The 18171-nt window shown below is 62.3% G+C and carries 15 protein-coding genes; 3 read left to right on the top strand and 12 right to left on the bottom strand.

Annotated features, from left to right (window positions below):
• Positions 1–12 precede the first annotated feature (12 nt).
• Genes NKJ09_RS16770 through NKJ09_RS16755 form a run of 4 tightly spaced genes read right to left on the bottom strand, consistent with a single transcriptional unit; the run spans position 13 to position 3542 of the window.
• Positions 13–933: an ABC transporter permease gene (locus NKJ09_RS16770; protein ID WP_023716957.1), complete on the bottom strand. Its 921-nt coding sequence runs from the start codon at positions 931–933 to the stop codon at positions 13–15.
• Positions 930–1796, bottom strand: coding sequence for an ABC transporter permease (locus NKJ09_RS16765; protein ID WP_254818659.1), 867 nt, complete (start codon positions 1794–1796; stop codon positions 930–932). The genes NKJ09_RS16770 and NKJ09_RS16765 overlap by 4 nt, the downstream gene beginning before the upstream one ends.
• A gap of 19 nt (positions 1797–1815) precedes the next feature.
• Entirely contained in the window at positions 1816–2418 is a 603-nt protein-coding gene (locus tag NKJ09_RS16760) for an ANTAR domain-containing response regulator (RefSeq protein WP_023716955.1), read from the bottom strand.
• A complete protein-coding gene (locus NKJ09_RS16755) occupies positions 2415–3542 on the bottom strand; it encodes a transporter substrate-binding protein (protein WP_023716954.1) in 1128 nt (375 codons plus the stop codon). The genes NKJ09_RS16760 and NKJ09_RS16755 overlap by 4 nt, the downstream gene beginning before the upstream one ends.
• Positions 3543–4059: 517 nt before the next feature.
• Between NKJ09_RS16755 and NKJ09_RS16750 the strand changes: the two genes are divergently transcribed.
• Positions 4060–5175: a hypothetical protein gene (locus NKJ09_RS16750; RefSeq protein ID WP_352494376.1), complete on the top strand. Its 1116-nt coding sequence runs from the start codon at positions 4060–4062 to the stop codon at positions 5173–5175.
• Between the two features lie 54 nt (positions 5176–5229).
• Here NKJ09_RS16750 and nadE read toward each other — a convergent pair whose 3' ends face one another.
• From nadE to NKJ09_RS16710, 8 genes are all read right to left on the bottom strand, one after another.
• The gene (nadE, locus tag NKJ09_RS16745; RefSeq protein WP_352494377.1) at positions 5230–6237 is read right to left on the bottom strand and encodes an NAD(+) synthase; all 1008 of its coding nucleotides are present in this window, start codon (positions 6235–6237) and stop codon (positions 5230–5232) included.
• On the bottom strand, positions 6234–7781 hold the full coding sequence (locus NKJ09_RS16740) for a class I adenylate-forming enzyme family protein (protein ID WP_023716950.1): 1548 nt from the start codon (positions 7779–7781) through the stop codon (positions 6234–6236). Before NKJ09_RS16740 ends, nadE begins: the two co-directional genes overlap by 4 nt.
• A gap of 22 nt (positions 7782–7803) precedes the next feature.
• Positions 7804–8067 carry an acyl carrier protein gene (locus NKJ09_RS16735; protein WP_156948004.1) on the bottom strand — a complete coding sequence of 88 codons (264 nt, stop codon included), beginning with the start codon at positions 8065–8067 and terminating at the stop codon, positions 7804–7806.
• A gap of 19 nt (positions 8068–8086) precedes the next feature.
• Positions 8087–10024 (bottom strand): asparagine synthase (glutamine-hydrolyzing), encoded by a 1938-nt coding sequence (gene asnB / locus NKJ09_RS16730; RefSeq protein WP_352763060.1) that lies wholly within the window; start codon positions 10022–10024, stop codon positions 8087–8089.
• A gap of 294 nt (positions 10025–10318) precedes the next feature.
• Complete coding sequence (locus tag NKJ09_RS16725) at positions 10319–11287, bottom strand: NAD-dependent epimerase/dehydratase family protein (RefSeq protein ID WP_023716947.1); 969 nt, start codon at positions 11285–11287, stop codon at positions 10319–10321.
• 109 nt (positions 11288–11396) lie between these two features.
• Entirely contained in the window at positions 11397–14855 is a 3459-nt protein-coding gene (gene smc, locus NKJ09_RS16720) for a chromosome segregation protein SMC (RefSeq protein ID WP_023716946.1), read from the bottom strand.
• Between the two features lie 117 nt (positions 14856–14972).
• On the bottom strand, positions 14973–15701 hold the full coding sequence (locus NKJ09_RS16715) for a DsbA family protein (protein ID WP_023716945.1): 729 nt from the start codon (positions 15699–15701) through the stop codon (positions 14973–14975).
• A 129-nt stretch (positions 15702–15830) separates the two neighbouring features.
• Complete coding sequence (locus NKJ09_RS16710) at positions 15831–16331, bottom strand: DUF721 domain-containing protein (protein WP_023716944.1); 501 nt, start codon at positions 16329–16331, stop codon at positions 15831–15833.
• Between the two features lie 56 nt (positions 16332–16387).
• Here NKJ09_RS16710 and mutY point away from each other — a divergent pair, with 56 nt between their 5' ends.
• Both mutY and NKJ09_RS16700 read left to right on the top strand, forming a co-directional pair.
• Complete coding sequence (gene mutY, locus NKJ09_RS16705) at positions 16388–17500, top strand: A/G-specific adenine glycosylase (RefSeq protein ID WP_023716943.1); 1113 nt, start codon at positions 16388–16390, stop codon at positions 17498–17500.
• Positions 17501–17511: 11 nt separating this feature from the next.
• A complete protein-coding gene (locus NKJ09_RS16700; RefSeq protein ID WP_023716942.1) occupies positions 17512–18123 on the top strand; it encodes an HAD family hydrolase in 612 nt (203 codons plus the stop codon).
• Positions 18124–18171 lie beyond the last annotated feature (48 nt).

Here is an 18171-nt window from a genome sequence, read left to right as displayed (position 1 = left end):
TGTTCTTGGTTTTCATCTGAGCTTGATGCGTGGATCGATGAACGGTGCGACAGTGTCGGCCAGGAGATTGCCGAGCACGATGGCAAAGGCCGAAACCAGGGTGACCCCCATGATGATCGGAATGTCGATGCGCTGAATGGCCTGCCAGGCTAGCTGGCCGATGCCTGGCCAGCCGAACACGCTTTCGACAACCACGATGCCGCCCATGAAGATGCCGATGTCGATGCCGATCATGGCAATGACCGGCAGGATGGCGTTGGGCAGCGCGTGCCGGAAGATAATGGCGCTGCGTGCAAGACCCTTGGCACGCGCGGTACGCACGTAATCCTGGCGCAGCACGTCGATCATCGACGAGCGCATCATGCGGGCGTACCAGCCGGCGCCGAGAATTCCCATGGTCAGCGATGGCAGCACCAGATGGCGCCAGGCGCCGTAACCGCCGATCGGGAACCAGCCGAGCCGCACCGCGAATACATAAAGCAGCAGCAGGCCCACGACGAATTGCGGCGCCGAAACACCGACGAAGGAGGCGACCATCAGCGACTGGTCGGTGGCGGTGCCACGCTTGACGGCGGCGATGAGGCCCATCGTCAGCCCGATCACGACTTCGCAAGCAATGGCGCCGACCATCAGCAGCAGGCTTGCCGGCAGACGCGAGACGATAAGCTCCGTGACCTCCGAGCGCTGAATGTAGGAGCGCCCCAGATCGCCGCTGAGCAGGCTGATCAGATAGTGCCAATACTGGACGACAAAGGGCTGGTCGAGGCCGAGCTGCCGGCGGATGTTCTCGACCGTCTCGGGCGTGGCGCTGCGGCCGGCGATCTGGCGGACGGGATCGGCGGGCAGCAGATAGAGCAGCGCAAAGGTGATCAGAGAGACGCCGAGCAAGATGAGCACGGCCTGGACAACGCGGCGGCCGAGATAGGCGATCATGCCCGCCCCCTTTGCGTCGGATCGAGGATGTCGCGCAGCGCATCGCCGACCAGGTTAAAGGCCAACGCCAGCGCCAGGATCGCCGCACCCGGAAAGAAAACCAGCCAGGGCGCTGCCTGGAAATAGGTCTGGTTTTCGAAGATGATGTTGCCCCAGGAAGCAGTCGGCGGTTGCACGCCGATACCGAGATAGCTGAGCGTCGCTTCCAGAAGCACAGTGGTCGAGATGCCGAGCGTGCCCCAGACGATGATCGTCGGCAAAAGGTGCGGCAGGATATGACGAAACAGGATGCGTGGAGCGCTTGCGCCGATGGTGCGCTCAGCATCGATGAACTCGCGCTCGGAGAGCGAACTTGTCTCGGTGTAGATGACGCGGGCGGTCTGCACCCAGTTCACCAATGCGATCACCATAGCGACGATCCACAGGCTCGGCTGGAGCACCGCCGCCAGGCAGATGGCGAGCAGCAGCGCCGGGAAAGCCATCATCAAATCGGTGAAGCGCATAAGCGCGCTGCCGATCCAGCCGCGGAAATAGCCGGCCGTGATGCCGACCAGCGTGCCGATCAGAAGCGCCACGCCATTGGCGACGATGCCGATGATCAGCGACGTGCGCGCGCCGAAGAGAAGACGGGTCAGCAGGTCGCGGCCAAGCAGGTCGGTGCCTAGCCAGAATTGGGCTCCCGGCGGCAGTGGCGCGCCTTCAAGCGTGAGCCCGTCAAACATCTGCTCGTTCGGATCGTAGCCTGTCAGCCACGGTGCAAGAATGGCGCCGGCCAAGACAAGGGCAATAATCCCGAGGCCGAGCAATGCGAGAGGCCGTTTTAGCAGACGTCGCCAGACGCCGGCGCGAGGCTTGGCTGGCATGCGCCCCGCGGCTGAAAGCTCAGGCGCGATCGGATTGGTCATCGTCGCCTTCTTCTTGTGTCATCGCCACGATCCTGCGCGCGGCGTCCTCGACGCTGATTTGCCAGCTCATCGCCAGCGAGCGAAGCTGCGCATAGGCACGGCCGTCCTCGGCGCCCTTCGACAAGACCTCCACCGCGCGTACGATGGTCTGGCGCTCCGCGACCCGCTGACGAAGCGAGGCGATCTCGCTGGCCAGAAGCTTGCGCGCCTCGAAACTCTGCCTTGCGATCAAAAGCGCGCTATAGACGCCGGCGTTGCCGACCGGTTTCAGCAATTGGGCATCGGCCTTGTGCGACAGTGCCCATTCGACACGCCCCGGCGCCTCGGAGCCGATCAGCGCTATCAGCGGCATCGGTGCCTCGCCCGGCTTCCACGGAAATTGCTCGTCAAAGCCGAGGTCTACGTCGAAGAAAACGAAGTCCGCCGCCAAGGCTTCGGCCGGCAGTTCCGGCCAGAAGCCAATCGCCTCAAGGCCGATGGCCGACAATTGCCTTGTGATCGCCTGCACGGTCGGATGTGGACGATGCAGGACAAAAGCCCTGGCGCCTCCAAGGTTCGGGATACGCGCCATCTTGCTCACGACACCACCCGCAGGCGTGGCCGCCCGAACGTCTCCGTCCGGTCATAGCGGGAAAGGTAGGGATCGGGTGCCACGCCCTTCGTCAGCGTGACCGTTTTGAACGATGTCCCATCGATACGTCCGATCTGCACCGGCAAGGTAGCGTGCTGGGTTTGCGGATCGATGGCGATGTCGCCCAGCGGTGTTCGAAATGATGTTCCGGCAAAGACCTTGGGCAGGTCCGTCCATTGTGCACCGGGGTTGCGGGTGAGGATCTCGGCGAGCGTGCGCACCGAGGCATAAGCCGCCGCCTCGAAGGATGAGGCAGGCATGACGGAAGACACTGAAGCCGCTCCGCGATCCGCCCCCGAGGTGTCGTGAAAATAGGGCCCAACGGAAAGATGACCATCCCCTGCCCCGTTGAGCGCCGGCAATTCGCATTCCGTGAGATTGCAGGACAGGATCGGGCAACGCTCCGGCCTGAAATGCGGGTCGCGCCGGCCAAGCTCGGCATAGGCGGCGATAAACGCATAGGAAGAAGGGCCGATGAGATTGTTCAGAATGAAATCAGGTCTCGTCGCCTGTACCTCCGCGATCAGCCTCGCAACATCGACCTCGCCAAGCGGCAGATAGCGTTCGCCCAGCACCTTGCCGCCGGCGTCCGCAATCAGGTCGCGCGCCACACGGTTGGTCTCCCAACCCCAGATGTAGTTGGAACCGAGCAGGAAGCCGTCGGCGCCGAAACGAGGCACGACATAGGCAAGTAGCGGTACCAGATGCTGATTGGGGCAGGCGTGGGTGTAGACGACATGCTCATTGGCTTCGAAGCCCTCGTACGGGCAGGCATACCACAGCGTGCCGCCTGCCCTTTCCAGGATTGGAATGACCTCCTTGCGGCTCCACGAGGTGACGCAGCCAATGATGTGACGCGCGCCGCTGTTGGCGAGAATGTCCGCGCAGCCGCTTGCATACCGATCGATGTTGCCCTGCGGGTCGCGCTCGACCGGGATGAATTCGAAGGGGACAACGGGATCGGCGTTGACGTCGGCGATGGCGTTCATCGCGCCCGCACGGCAGGATTCGGACACCAGCCGGTAGTTGCCGGACCGCGAATAGAGAATGCCGATCTCGATATGCCGTTTCAAGCAAAGCCTCAAAATGACAATGCCCCGCAGCCACCGCCGCAAGGCGAGGCATACGAGGCATTCTTGCCGCCCGGCGGCCAGAGCCGGTATTTGTCTCACCGTATTACGCCCGCGCCCCCAGTCAAGAGCCGCCACACGAAACTTTGGCCAGCCGAAACGGTTCGACGCGGAGCACGCAACTCATGCCGCTGGTCGTGTAGAGTCCGCCGGGAACCAAAATTACTGATGTCCAGGTATGAGGCCGGACAACCTGGTTCGCTACCATTCAAAGCAACGACTTTAATATCGGTTTACCTGAATCTGCTAGCAGCAATGACGCCGGTTTTCGTCGGTCAAGCAAAGGGTCCACCTTGCCGCAGCAATTCAGCACTCCGTTCAGTCACCGGGGCGACCGCAACTGGTCGAGGTTGCACGGCTTCATGGGCGTCGAGTTGGAACTCGCGTCCGATGTTCTCGTGCCTCGTGTCGCCTTGGCCCGGAAGCTCGGCGGACGGGACTTCGGTGCCGGGAGCCGGGCTTGAGCATCATTCGCGCCTTGCAAGGCGCCGACCTCCCGGCAGTCGCGGACATGTTTCAGCGCGTGCTGCTGAAGGAAGGGACGAAAGCGCCGGCCTCTCTCGTCGAATACATGAGACGGTTTTATCTGGATGCGCCCGGTTGCGGCGGCGACCTCCGGTCGCTTGTCCATGTCAACGACGCCGGTCGCGTCTCCGGATTTGTCGGTGTCCACGTGCTGCCGATGACGTTCAACGGCCGACAACTACGCGCCGCCATCTGTAGCTCGCTCATGGTCAAGGACCATGAGCACGATCCGCTGGCCGGCGCTCGCTTGCTGAAAGCATACCTTGATGGTCCGCAGGACATCTCCTTCAGCGAGACGGCCAACGATATCTCCGTGAAATTGTGGACCCGGCTGCGCGGCGCGGTCCTGCCGCAATACAGCCTTGACTGGGTCCGCGTGATGCGCCCCGCGGCCTTCATGCTCAGCCTTTCCGCCAATCGCCTGACGCTTGCCCGAATGCTCAATCCGTTGGCGCGTGCCGTCGACCGATTTTATTGCAGGAGGATGACGCCCAGCGAACGACGCTGGTCAGGTGTGGCGGTGGAAGGGGCAGGCCACGGAGCATTTCGGATATCCGAAATCGACAGCCACACATTTGCCAAGCTCATCGAGCCGTTTACCGCTCAATTCGCCCTGCGCCCGGATTGGACGGAAGGCCAACTCGACCACATCCTGACCGATGCGGCACAGAAGCCGGATTTAGGCGAGCTTGTCTTCGGTTGCGTGACATCGCCAGTCGGCAACAATGTCGGCGCTTTCGCCTATTACGCACGGAAGTATCAAATTGGTCGCGTGCTGCAGATCCTCGCCCTCCCCGGCCAGGCGGGCTCGGTGATAGACTGCCTTATCGATCATGCCGCCGCGCGCGGCGTCAGCGGCCTGCGCGGACGTGTTCAACCTGCACTTCTGGGGGCGATGCTTGGACGACGCATCGCTTTCCTGACCGTTGCCTCAACGGTGGTGCATTCACGTGATCCAGAGCTGTTGGACGCCATGAAGAACTCGCAAGTCTTCCTGAACGGTCTTGCGGGCGAGCAGTGGAGCCGGCTGATCGGGAGCCGTTTCAGCTAGAGTCGGGACACGTTCAAATCGAACCGCCCATCCGTGGCCCGGTTTCGAGGCGGTTCAGGTGCCGATTTCCTCGACTTCATCAACGAGTTGCGGACGCTGGTGCAGATAACGCGTCGCCTTGCGTTTGGCGATGATATCGGCCCAGACGCGTTCCACTTGTGAGGCGGCCAACCCCGCCGCCTGCCCCACCAGCTCAGCCGCCACGTCGTTGTTGAGGCCGTAAAGGCAAATATCCATACGGTCATAAGGAAGCGAGAAGTAGAACTCCTCCTGGGTCTGCGCCAGCGAGTAGGTATCGGTGGTCGGCGGCCGGTTCCGGATTTCCTCCGGAACACCGAGATGGGCCGCCAGCGCATAGACCTGCGTTTTATAGAGGTGCGCGATCGGCTTGACGTCCGCTGCGCCGTCACCGTTCTTCACGAAGAAACCCTGATCGTATTCCAGCCGGTTCGGCGTTCCAAGGACGGCGAAGTTCAAGCGGTCGGCGTGATAGTATTCGATCTGCTTGCGGGTGCGCTGTTTCATGTTGGTGGCGGCGACGATACCAAGATAGACAGGCAACGGCATTCTCAGTTTCGTCTGCTTGCCTTCCGGATCCTGCACCACCAGGGATGAGATATTGTAGCCCTTGCCCTCGAGGGCGTTCGCGATCACGATCTTCGAGGCCCAGCCTTCGGCGTATTCCGGGACCAATTCGCGGATAAAGGCGTCGCGACGCTGGTAGCAGCCCATCGCGCTCAGGGTCGGCCCGATATCCTCTACGATAGCCTCGACGCCAAACGTTTCGGCGACGAGGCGGCCGAGCCGCAGACTTTCGGGATCGGAATCGCTTTCCGGCATGAACAGGCAAAGCACATTCCGCGGTCCGACGGCTCGCGCGGCCAACGCGACCGACACGCTCGAATCGATCCCGCCCGAAAGACCGAGCACAAGGCCCCGCTTGCGAAACCCGCGCAACTGCTGGCGCAAAGCCGTTACGACACGGTCCGTTTCGGCGGCCAGGTCGATCGCCAGAGCCTGCGCCAGAAAGGTCCGCGCGTCCTTGGCGGGGCGAACATTCATTGAGCGGCCTCCATTGTTTCTGCCGCAAGCCGACGACTGACCTTGCCGGTATCGGTCTTCGGCAGTTCCCGGCGGAACTCGATGACCCTGGGGACCATAAAGTCCTCAAGGTGGCGTGCACAATGACGAATGATATCCTTTTCGCTAAGCGCCGGGTCAGACCGTACGATGAGTGCACCGATCGCATGCCCGAGCACGGGATCCGGCACACCGACAACCACTGCTTCCGCGATGCCCGGATGCGCGTGAAGCACGGCTTCCACTTCCTTGGGCGCGACTTTCTCGCCCCGCGACTTTATGATGTCGTCCTTGCGGCCGACGAAATAAAGAAAACCTTCCTCATCGGCCCGGAACAGATCGCCGGTGTAGAGAACCATCTCCCAAGGATTCGGACCTGGGCGAAGGGCTTGTGCCGTCGCAGCTTCGTTTCGCCAATAACCCTGCATGACGTGCGGCCCGCGAATGACCAACTCACCTGCTACGCCCGGCGGCACTCGTTGCCCGTAGTCGTCGACGACAAAGGCCTCGGTGTTCGGAATGGCTATCCCGACCGACCCCGGCCGGTGGTCGAGTTCCTCGGGTGGCAGATAGGTGCAGCGCTTGCATTCCGTCAGGCCATACATCGAATAGAGCCTGACATCGGGGAAAAGAAACCGCAGGCGTTCTATGTGAGCCGGCGGCAAGGCAGCCGCCGTGTTGGAAATATAGCGAAGGCTGGGCAGGAAGCCCGGCGCCAGGTCACGCATCTGCAGGATCATCGCTGCCATCGTGGGCACGAGCGGAAGACCGGTGACGCCTTCCTGGCGGATACGTTCAAAGACCGCCTGGGGAAAAGCGAAGGACTTCTCGAGCACGAGCGTGGCGCCGAGCCTGACAACCATCAGCAACTGATAGAGCCCGTAGTCGAAAGCCAGGGGCAGAACATTCAAGATGATGTCGTCCGGCGAATTGCGCAGATAGGTGGTGATTGAGTCGGCCGCCGCGTCGCAATTGCGGTGCGTCATCATCACGCCCTTGGGCCGGCCGGTCGAGCCCGAGGTGTAGATCAACATCGCAAGATCGACGTCAATGCCCCGGTGGTCAATCTCCCTGGCTTGGAACGTCAAGCAATCCGCCAGGGATGTGGCGCCTGCCGGGCATTGGTTATCCGCACCAAGGGTGGAAGCCACGAAGATGCCGGTCTTGCCGGAGGATCCGGACGCCTCGGCGACCAAGGGCATCAGTTTTGCTTGCGTAAGGATCGCAGCTGCGTCGCAATCGGCGATGATGTAGGCAAGCTTTTCGGCCTTGGTAGATGCGTTGATCGGACTGAAAGTCGCGCCTGCCTTAAGAACTGCGAAAATCGAAACCGCAGCCTCCCAGCAATTGTCCATGAAGATCAGGACGCGGTCGTCGCGCCTGACGCCATTCGTGAAAAGGGCGGCGGCCAGGCGGCTTGAGAGATCGTCCAGCTCTTCGTAACACAGCCTTTTGTGCTCGGTGATCAATGCCGTTTTGGCTGGATGGGCAGCGGCCTTGGCAGCCAGAAAATGTTCGATCCGCACGGACGCTCCTCGCCAATTGCGCCTACGCTGCCAGCGCTTCTGCTTTCGCCTTGATGAAGGCGGAGATACGGTCAATCGAATCCAGATTGGCCGGTACGATGTCGGTATCGACCATCGCGATGCCGAAATCATCCTCAATGAAAGCTACGAGTTCCAGCACGGCCGTCGAGTCGATGATGTCGTTCTCGATCAGTGATGCCGTGTCTGCAAGCTCGTAGGACGAGTCGCCGAACAGGAAGTTGTCGACGATAAAGGTTTTGACCTTGTCCTTGATTGTTACCATGATGTTTTCTTCCCTCGATTTCTCAGGCCGCTCGTGCTGTACCGACCTTTTGGCCGGTGAAAATCTTCTGCCACAGTTGGGTCGACAAAATGCCGACGAAGGCAGCATTGTCGCGGAACCCGGACGCTGGCTGCAAGCGGCATTTCTCGTGCAGGTTCGCCACCGCCTTGGCGTTGAATAGTCCTCCGGCGGCGATGCTCGCCTCGCTGAGCGAGTCGCGCACGTAGTCCAGTTCTCCGGCTCCAACGAAGGAGCGGGCTTCCGGCGCCCGGTAAGGCTGTTTGGTGCGCTCCCCGATGGCCGTCGGGAGCAAGTGCTTGGCAACTTTGCGCAGTATGTGTTTTTCCACCAGTCCCTTCAGCTTCATTTCCGGCGGAAGTCTTGCTGCAAACTCCACCAAACGATGATCGAGGAAGGGGAAACGCCCTTCAATACCGTGCGCCATGGCCATCCGGTCGCCCTGGCTCGAGAGGATGTAGCCCGGCAGGAGAAAGCGGGTTTCGAGATATTGCCCCTGATGCAGCGGATGCCACCGGGAAAACGCCTCAGGCAACCGGCTGGCCAGTTCCTCGGCTGCGTCATAGCCCTTCAATGTCGCGCGCAGGTCACCGGAAAAGAACATCTTCGCCGCTGATGTGGTCTTGAAACGCGGCCGATGCGAGAACAGCGGATCGTCCAGGGCAGCGCTGCCGGTGCCGAAGAACGCAGCCAGGTACTCCACGGACTGCTGTTGCAGCCCCGGCAGATAGGGATAAAGCTTGCGGAACAGCTGTGGCCTGCTGCGCGATGCCGGCTGTCGTCCGCAGAAACGGCGAACCCGCGCTTCCTTGAAGACATCATAGCCGGCAAAGACCTCGTCGGCGCCTTCGCCTGTCAGCACCACTTTCAAACCGGCCTGGCGAACGAGGCCGGACAGTTGATAGAGGGGGGCGGGGGCGGTGCGGATGATCGGCCGTTCGGCAAAGCGGATGACTTCGGGAAACACACCGGCGATATCGCCGGCACGGCAGGCGATGGTTCGATGATAGGTGCCAAGCGCCAACGCTATTTCGGTCTGAAAGGCGCTTTCGTCATGCTCGGCGCTGTCGAACGTCACGGAAAATGTCTGCAGCTTAAGAGGAGTCATGCCGGCCGCGATTGCCGAAACGAGGGATGAATCGAGCCCGCCCGAAAGGTAAGAACCGACCGGAACGTCGGCGCGCATGCGAAGCCTCACCGCGTCGGTCAAAAGGGCCTGCAGTTCTTCGGCCGCATCGTCCTCATTGCTAATTTTTGATGGCGCGTCGAGATACGGGTAGTCTAGGTGCCAATATGGTTTGACCGTGACTTGCCCCAGTGTCGCGATCATCACGCTTCCCGGCTCCAGCTCGTGGATGTTGCGGAAAGCCGTGCGTGGAGCGATCGGCGCCCACAGCGTAAAGATCTGGTCGAGTGCGATCTGATCGATTTCGGCCGAGACGCCGGGCACCTTCAGCAGGGCTTTTATCTCCGACGCAAAGTAGAGCACCCCGTCCCTGCTGGTGTAGAACAGCGGCCGAACACCCATGCGGTCTCTTGCAAGCACCATCCGCCGACGCCGATTATCCCATATCGCGAAGGCGAAATCACCGTTCAGGAGCGACAGGCAGTCCTCGCCCATCTCGTCATACAGCTGCAGGAGAACTTCTGTGTCGCTCGACGTGCGGAAGCGTCGGCCCTTGGCCAGCAGTCCTTCGCGCAATTCCACGTAATTGAAAATCTCGCCGTTGAACGCAATCGTCAAATTGCCGGTCTCGTCGGACATCGGTTGCTGGCCATCACCAATCCCGATCACCGACAGCCGCGCATGCCCAAGTCCAGCTTCGGGCGCTACGAATTTCCCTTGTTCATCCGGCCCGCGATGGGCGATCGCAGACGTCATGCGCGCAAGCAAAGCTTCCGCATCCCGGACTGAACCGAAATAGCCCCCGAATCCGCACATCTACACAGCTCATACTGAACAGCAAGCCACAGAACATAGCGTTCATAAGCGCCTCAAAGGTTAATCAGATACTTTTCAGCGAGCATGTGGTTAACAGGATGTTAGGACAGTATGATGCTTTTTGCAGTCCGACTTGTACCCACTCCAGGTCACGCTTGATGGTGAGCTACTGTCGCACGAGCACCATCGGCCAGGTTCTTCAAAGCTTCGCGCCGGATCAGTTGCGGTTTTGGGCCGAATGCCAGTGATACCGGTTCGCATCGAGATAGAAGACGTCACGGCGAGCAGTGCAAATTACTGCTTCGAGTACGGCCGGTACCAATCGACAAACTTCTTCAGCCCGTCCTCTATCGAAACGCTAGGCCTGAAGCCGAAATCCCGCTCCAGCGCGGTCATGTCGGCATAAGTCTTCTCGACGTCGCTCGCCTGCATCGGCTCGTTGTGGCGGATTGCCTTGACCTCGAGCAATCTTTCCAGAATGTCGATGAAGTCGCCCAGCCGCACCGGCCGGTTGTTGCCGACATTGTAAAGCCTGTTCGGCGGAACGTCCGTGGGGGGCTTGTCGAGCACAGCGACAACCGCCTTCACAACATCGTCTATGTAGGTGAAATCGCGCCACATTTCGCCATTGTTGAAGACCCGGATCGGCTTGCCCTCGAGCATCGCCTTGCTGAACATCCAATAGGCCATGTCAGGACGGCCCCACGGACCGTAGACCGTGAAAAACCGCAGGCCGGTCTGCGGTATGCCGAACAGATGGGCGTAGGTATGGCTCATCAACTCATCGGTTTTCTTGGTGGCGGCGTAAAGCGAAACGGGCTTGTCGACCTGATCGGCCTCGCTGAACGGCACGCTGCGGTTGCCACCATAGACCGAGCTCGACGAGGCATAGACCAGATGCTCGAATGCCGGTTCGGCGCGACAGAATTCGAGCACTTCGAGGTGGCCCATGACATTGGAACGGATATAGAGCCGTGGATTGTCGAGTGAGTGACGCACGCCGGCCTGCGCGGCGAGATGCACGATTCTGACGATGCCTTTGCCCGCCAAAGCGGCCGCAAGCGCGCCCTGTTCGGCAATATCGATCTGGTGGAACGAAAAATCCTTACGGGGCAGAAGGCGGGCAAGCCGCCCCTTTTTGAGCGCCAGGTCGTAATAGTCGTTCATGTTGTCGACGCCGACGACCGCTTCTCCCCGGTTGAGCAGATGGTGGCAAACATGACTGCCAATGAACCCCGCGGCTCCGGTGACAAGTATAGGCAACAAGCTTCTCCACGCGCACAGCCGGGCGGGTATCTGGAGAGGCAGATCCAGCCCATTTCGTCGTGCTATAGTCGAAAGCCGAGGTGGAGACCACCACTAAGCTGATGCTTCAGCTTGCCTCGCGCATGGCTTCGGCAGCCTGCAGGTCGACCGACACCAGTTGGCTAACGCCTTGCTCGGCCATGGTTACCCCGAACAGCCGGTCCATGCGCGCCATGGTGATCGGGTTGTGTGTGATGATGACGAAGCGCGTTTCGGTGGTTGCGGCCATTTCGTCCATCAGATTGCAGAAGCGTTCGACATTGTGGTCGTCGAGCGGGGCGTCGACTTCATCGAGCACGCAGATCGGCGCCGGGTTGGTCAGGAACACGGCGAAGATCAGCGACATCGCCGTCAATGCCTGCTCACCGCCGGACAGCAGCGTCATCGTCTGCGGTTTCTTGCCGGGCGGGCGCGCCAGGATCTCGAGCCCGGCTTCGAGCGGATCGTCGGACTCGATCAGTTGCAGCTCGGCGGTGCCGCCGCCGAACAAATGCGAAAACAGCCGCTGAAAATGGCCGTTGACCACCTCGAAGGCGGCGAGCAGCCGCTCGCGGCCTTCGCGGTTCAGGCTGTGGATCGCCTGCCGCAGCTTGCGGATCGCCTCGATGATGTCGTCGCGCTCGGAGACGATGGTCTCCAGCCGGTCCGATAGTTCCTTCTGCTCTTCCTCGGCGCGCAAATTGACGGCGCCCAACCGTTCGCGCTCAACCTTCAGCCGGTCGAGCTGACGCTCGATCTCGGCCATTTCGGGCATCGGGCTGTCGGGTTCGAGGCCAGTGTGGCGGATCACCAGATGCGGCGGCGTGTTCAGCGTTTCCTGGATGCGCGCCTCGACTTCCAGCCGACGCTCGTCGGCGGCGGTCAGCCGCTCTTCGGCGCGAACACGCGTTTCGCGCGCTTCGGCGAGCGACTGAATGGCAGCGGTCGCAGCCTTGTCCAGCTCGGACTGCCGGTTCTCCGCTTCCTGCAAGCGGTCACCTGCAGCTTTTCGCAGGCTTTCGGCCTCGGCGAGTTGCGACAGCAGGGCGCGCCGTTTGGCGTCGATCTCGTCGGGTGCGTCGGCCAGTTGCTCGCGCTCGGCCTCAGCCTCTGCCTTGCGTTCGCCGAGTGCCGCGATCTGCGTCGAGGCGTTTTCGGCGCGCTCCACCCAATTGCGCCGTTCCGCGCCGATCGCGTCGAGCCGGCGCGTACGTGCCTCGGCTTCTCGCCTCAGGCCCTCGTGAACGGCACGCGCATCGGCAAGGGCGGCGCGGTCGCGGGCGACGTTGGCCGCCGACTGCTCGAGCTGCAGTTGCAGATCGCCGAGATCGGGAGCGTCTTGCAGCAGCATTTCCGCCTCGACGAATGCTGCCGCCGTCTCCTCATGGCTGTCGACGATACGCGCGCGCGCCTCGTCAAGTGCTGCACGCCGGCTCGACAGTTCGCCGCCGGCTTTTTCGGCCTCAGCCAGCGTATTGCGGGCAGCATCCAGCCCATGCTGGGCGTCGCGCCCGGCCTGTCGGGCATTGCGTTCGGCCTCGCTCGCCTGGGCAAGCGCCTGTTCGGCCTGCGCAAGCGCCTGTTCGGCTTCGCGCAGGATGCGCGTGGCATGAACCGCTTCGGCATCGAGTTCGGCCAGCCGGTTTTTCTGCGCCAGCCGCTGCGCGGCGGCGGTCGGCGCATCGGCGCTGGCGGTGAAGCCATCCCAACGCCAGAGCGCGCCTTCGCGGCTGACCAATCGTTGACCGGGAGCAAGCAGCGTCTGCAACTTTCTTCCGTCGGCGGCATCGACAATGCCGATCTGGGCCAGCCGGCGGGCCAGTTGCGCCGGCGCGCGCACCACGCTAGCGAGGCTCTTTATGCGTTCCGGCAAAGCGACATCGCCGGGCTGGATTTCGCTCTGGCCCCAATGCACAGGCGCGCTACGATCAAGCGGCACGTCAAGATCTTCGCCAAGCGCGGCACCCAGCGCCGTCTCGTAGCCACGCTCGACGCTGATCTGCTCCAGCACCGAGGGAAACAAATCGCCGCTCGCGGCGTTCAGGATCTTGGCGAGCGTGCGGGCCTCGGTTTCGATCCGCGCCAGTTCGGCCTTTGCGTCCTGAACCGGTGGGCGGGCGGCACTTTCGCTTGCGCGTGCCTCGGCGACCGCCTGTTCCGTGGCAATCGCGGCTCGTTCGGCCCCTTCGAGCAGCGCCTGCGCCTGTTCGACCAGCAGCCGCTTCTCGGCGGGGTCGGGCAGGCCGGCGACCCTGGAGACGATCTCCGACAGTTCGCGGTCGACATCGGCAAGCTGGCGGGCAAAGCGGTCGCGGCGCTCAGCGGTATCGCGCAGCGTCCGTTCAATCTGGTTGCGCGAGGCGGCCGCCTCCGCCCGTTCGGCGGTCAGCGAGGCCAGCTTGGCCTCGCTCGAAGCAAGCGTCGATGCCGCCTGCTCGAAAGCCGCGCGGGTGCTGGCCTCGCGCTCGGCGGCGCCGGCGTTTTCGACATTGAGCGCGGCTTCTTCGGCGGCGAGGCGTTCGAGGATATCCGCATTGTCGCGGACCATGCGCTCCTCGCGGGCAAGGTCGCCATCGAGCTGTTGCAGTCGGCGGTCGAGCTCAGCCTGGCGGGCGCGGATGCGGCCTGCCTCTTCCTCGATCTGTGCCTTGGCGATCGACAGACGCTGGAAGGCGGCGGCGGCGGCGGCTTCCGCATCGCGCAGGTCCGGCAGCCGGTGGGCGTTGATACCTTGTTCCCTTGCGGCAGCCATCTGGGCGGCAGCACGGTCGCCGACCAGCGCGGTGGCAATCGCCAGCGCCGAACGCGCTTCGCCTTCCTGCGTCTTGGCCAGCGTCCAACGCAGATGCAGCAGCGTCGCTTCGGCCTTGCGGATGTCGGCCGACAGGTTCTTGAAGCGCGAGGCCTGGCGGGCCTGGCGTTTCAGGCTTTCGATCTGGCTTTCCAGCTCGCCGACGACGTCATCCAGCCGTTCGAGGTTCTGTTCGGCCGCCTTCAGCCGCAGCTCGGCTTCGTGGCGCCGTGTGTGCAGGCCGGAAATGCCGGCCGCCTCTTCCAGCAGTGCGCGGCGCGCCTGCGGCTTTGCCTGGATCAGCTCGCCGATGCGGCCCTGGCCAACCATCGAGGGCGAGCGGGCGCCGGTCGACTGGTCGGCGAACAGCAGCTGGACATCCTTGGCACGGGCTTCCTTGCCATTGATGCGGTAGAGCGAGCCGGCCTCGCGCTCGATGCGGCGCGAGACCTGCAACTCATCGGCGTCGTTGAAGGCAGACGGCGCAGTCCGGTCGCTATTGTCGAGGAACAGCGTGACTTCGGCGGTGTTGCGGGCCGGACGCGTTCCCGAGCCGGAAAAGATGACGTCGTCCATGCCGGACGCACGCATGTTCTTGTAAGAGCTTTCGCCCATAACCCAGCGTAGCGCCTCGACCAGGTTCGACTTGCCGCAGCCGTTCGGCCCGACGATGCCGGTCAGGCCGCGTTCGATGACGAACTCGCCGGGTTCGACGAAGGATTTGAAGCCGAGGAGGCGAAGGCGCGAGAACTTCATTCGCGCCGACCCATAGCCAAGTTTCGCAAAACTGTTCCGCGGTTTTGCAAGGAGAACCAGCGGCAAGACAAAGAAGTGCGCACGCCGAAGCGCAGCCGCTTCGGCGCTGCCGAAACGTCAGAGCAGAGGGTCGATGATGGCCGACATTTCCGCAATCGACATCGCCCCTTTGTAGGTCTTTCCGTTGATGAAAAAGGTCGGTGTGGAATCGACCTTGAATTCGTCGGCGCCGCGCTTCTGGACGGATCTCACATCGTCCAGAAGCTTCTGGTCCGTCAAGCAGGCCTCGAAGGACTCCTGTGTAAAACCGGCAAGCTTGGCGATTTGCAGCAGTGCGTCCTTGGTATTGTTCACACCAACCCAGTTCGCCTGCTGCCTGAACAGCACGTCGACCATCGGGAAATAGTTGTCCTTGGAGCAGCGCGCCAGCATGAAACCGGCCTCGGCGCTGGGGTCGAACGGAAATTCGCGCAGGATGTAACGGGCCTTGCCGGTGTCGATATATTTCGTCTTCAGCTCCGGAAAAGTGGTCTCGGCGAAATGCGCGCAATGCGGGCAGGTCATCGATGCATATTCAACGATGGTGACCTTTGCGTCGTCCTTGCCGAGCTGCATGTCGGGCAGCGCGCCGGGCTTCAACAAGGCTGCCATATCCACCGTGCCCTGAGCTTCAGGCGCTTTGGCGGCGGCTGGAGCGGCCGGCTTCGCAGGTTCCGCCGGAGCCGCAGGCTTCACATCCTGCGCCTCGGCTTTCTCGCCGGAATCGCTGCAGGCGGCAAGCAGCGCCACCGCTGGTATGGCGGCGAGCGACGACAAGAGATTTCTGCGGGACAAGGAACGGATCATACGAATCACCTGGCAATAGTTGGATTTTGCAATGCAAAGGCTACAAAAAGCGAGAGTTGGCGCGAATTAAGGCATTGCCACCCCTATTCCAATCGGCAAATTCGAGCATGCCATCACGATAGCGCGAGATTACGGCTTCCTTTGGCCTAGAATGGTGGCGCCAAGCCGCTCCAGCGAGGCGCGCAGCCCGTCGTCCTCGATCAAACCGACAGTGCCCGACAGCTTCGCCTTCTCGGCCACGGTCAGCGGCCGCAAAATGGGTTTCGGCTTTTCCTTGCCAGTCATTACCGGTTTCTGCACGATCCTGATCCGGCCGATCGCATTGAAGCCGAGAAACGCATTGACCCGGTTGATGATCTCGCCGGTCTCGTGCTGCAGATGCAGTGCCGCCACACCCTCGCAGGCAATCACCAGCACCGCCGGCTCGAACGGATCGTCCTCGTGCATGCGGCGTGGCCACTGGATCTTTTCCGGGCGCGAGCGGCCGGCAAGCCGCGGCCCGGCAATCTCTTCCCACGACTGAACCAGCCCGATCGACATGCCGGCCCGCTTGCGCAGCACCGGGTCGAGGATCTCGGTTGCGAGATCGCTCACCGGAACGGGATTGCCGAAGGGCCTTTTCCCTGCCATGTGCGTTCTCCAGTCACCAGCTTCAGCACCAGTGGATTAGGGCCGACCCTCGATCAATGGCACTGCACGACCAGACCCGCAAGGCCGTATCCGGAGACAATGGCGAGATCGCGTTCCGGCTGCTTGGCTGGTACGACGCGCATCACCGCGACCTGCCCTGGCGCGTTCCGCCGCGCCCGCTGGCAGGCGGCGCGCAGCCCGATCCCTATCTGGTCTGGCTTTCCGAGGTGATGCTGCAGCAAACCACGGTCGAGGCGGTAAAATCCTATTTCCGGGCGTTCGTGCAGAAGTGGCCAACTGTCGAGGCACTGGCGGCGGCACCGATCGAAGACGTCATGAAGGCCTGGGCCGGGCTCGGCTATTATTCTCGCGCCCGCAACCTCAAGGCTTGCGCCGATCTCGTCGCGCGGCTAGGCGGCCGCTTTCCGGACAGTGAGACCGGCTTGAAGGAACTGCCCGGTATCGGCGCCTATACGGCAGCGGCGATCGCGGCGATCGCCTTCGACCGACCAGCCGCGGTCGTCGACGGCAATGTCGAACGGGTCGTCTCACGGCTGTTTTCGATCGCCACGCCGCTGGGCGAAGCCAAGAGCGAGATACGCAGCCATGTCGAGCACATGGTTCCCGGGACAAGGCCCGGCGACTTCGCGCAGGCGATGATGGACTTGGGCGCGACGATCTGCACACCGCGCCGGCCCCGCTGCGTGCTTTGCCCCGTCAGGCAGGATTGCAGCGCCACAATCTCGGGCGATCCCGAGCGCTTTCCGGTCCGCCTGCCCAAGGCCGAGAAACCCTTGCGCCGCGGCGCCGCTTTCGTCGCCGTCAGGGGCGACGGCGCCGTGCTTTTGCGCAAGCGCGTCGAAAAAGGCCTGCTGGGCGGCATGACCGAAGTGCCGACGACCGGCTGGACCGCGCGCATCGACGGCGCCACAACGGAAGCGGCAGCCCCGTTCCCCGGCGACTGGCGGCAGGCCGGACGCATCGGCCATGTCTTTACCCATTTTGCGCTCGAACTCGACGTGTTCAAGGCGGAGACCGACAGCGCCGCCCCGCCCGGGCATTTCTGGTCGCTGGCCCATGAAATTTCCGGGGAAGCGCTGCCGAGCGTCATGAAAAAGGTAATCGAAGCGGCGATACCGGGCGCGACGAAGAAGCAGCGGCCGCATTGAAAGAGAGAAGAATGTCCGAAATCCGCCACATCGTTTTCGACATCGGCAAAGTGCTGATCCACTATGATCCGAACCTGCCCTTCAGCCGCTTGATCCCCGATCCAGACGAACGGAAATGGTTCTTCGACAATGTCTGCACGCATGATTGGAACATCGAGCAGGATCGCGGCCGGACCTGGGAAGAGGCAGAGACGCTCCTGATCGCCCAGTACCCGGATCACGAACAGAATATCCGCAATTTCCGCCGCCATTGGCACGAAATGGCACCGCATGCCTATAATGACAGCGTAGCCATCATGGAGCGCCTGATCGACACTGGCCATGACGTGACGCTGCTGACCAACTGGGCTGACGATACGTTCCGCGAAGCGCGCGACCGCTTTCCGTTCCTGGAGCGCCCGCGCGGCATCACCGTGTCAGCCGAGATCGGGCTAATCAAGCCGGATCGCGCCATCTATGATCACCACGTCACCGCGTTCGGCCTCGAACCGTCAGCCACGCTATTCATCGACGACAGCCAGAAAAATGTCGACGGCGCCAAGGCGGCCGGCTGGCAGTCGGTGCTGTTCACCGATGCAAAGACGCTCAGGGCGGACCTTGCGCGTCTTGGGATCAAGGTGTGATTTGAATCGCTTCCAGGGACTGGCTGAGCCTTCGCATTAACTGATCTG

It is taken from the genome of Mesorhizobium sp. M0189, from assembly GCF_040322135.1.
Classification (GTDB): domain Bacteria; phylum Pseudomonadota; class Alphaproteobacteria; order Rhizobiales; family Rhizobiaceae; genus Mesorhizobium.
Note: the sequence above shows the minus strand (reverse complement) of the source record. Positions and strands in the feature narration are given on the sequence as shown.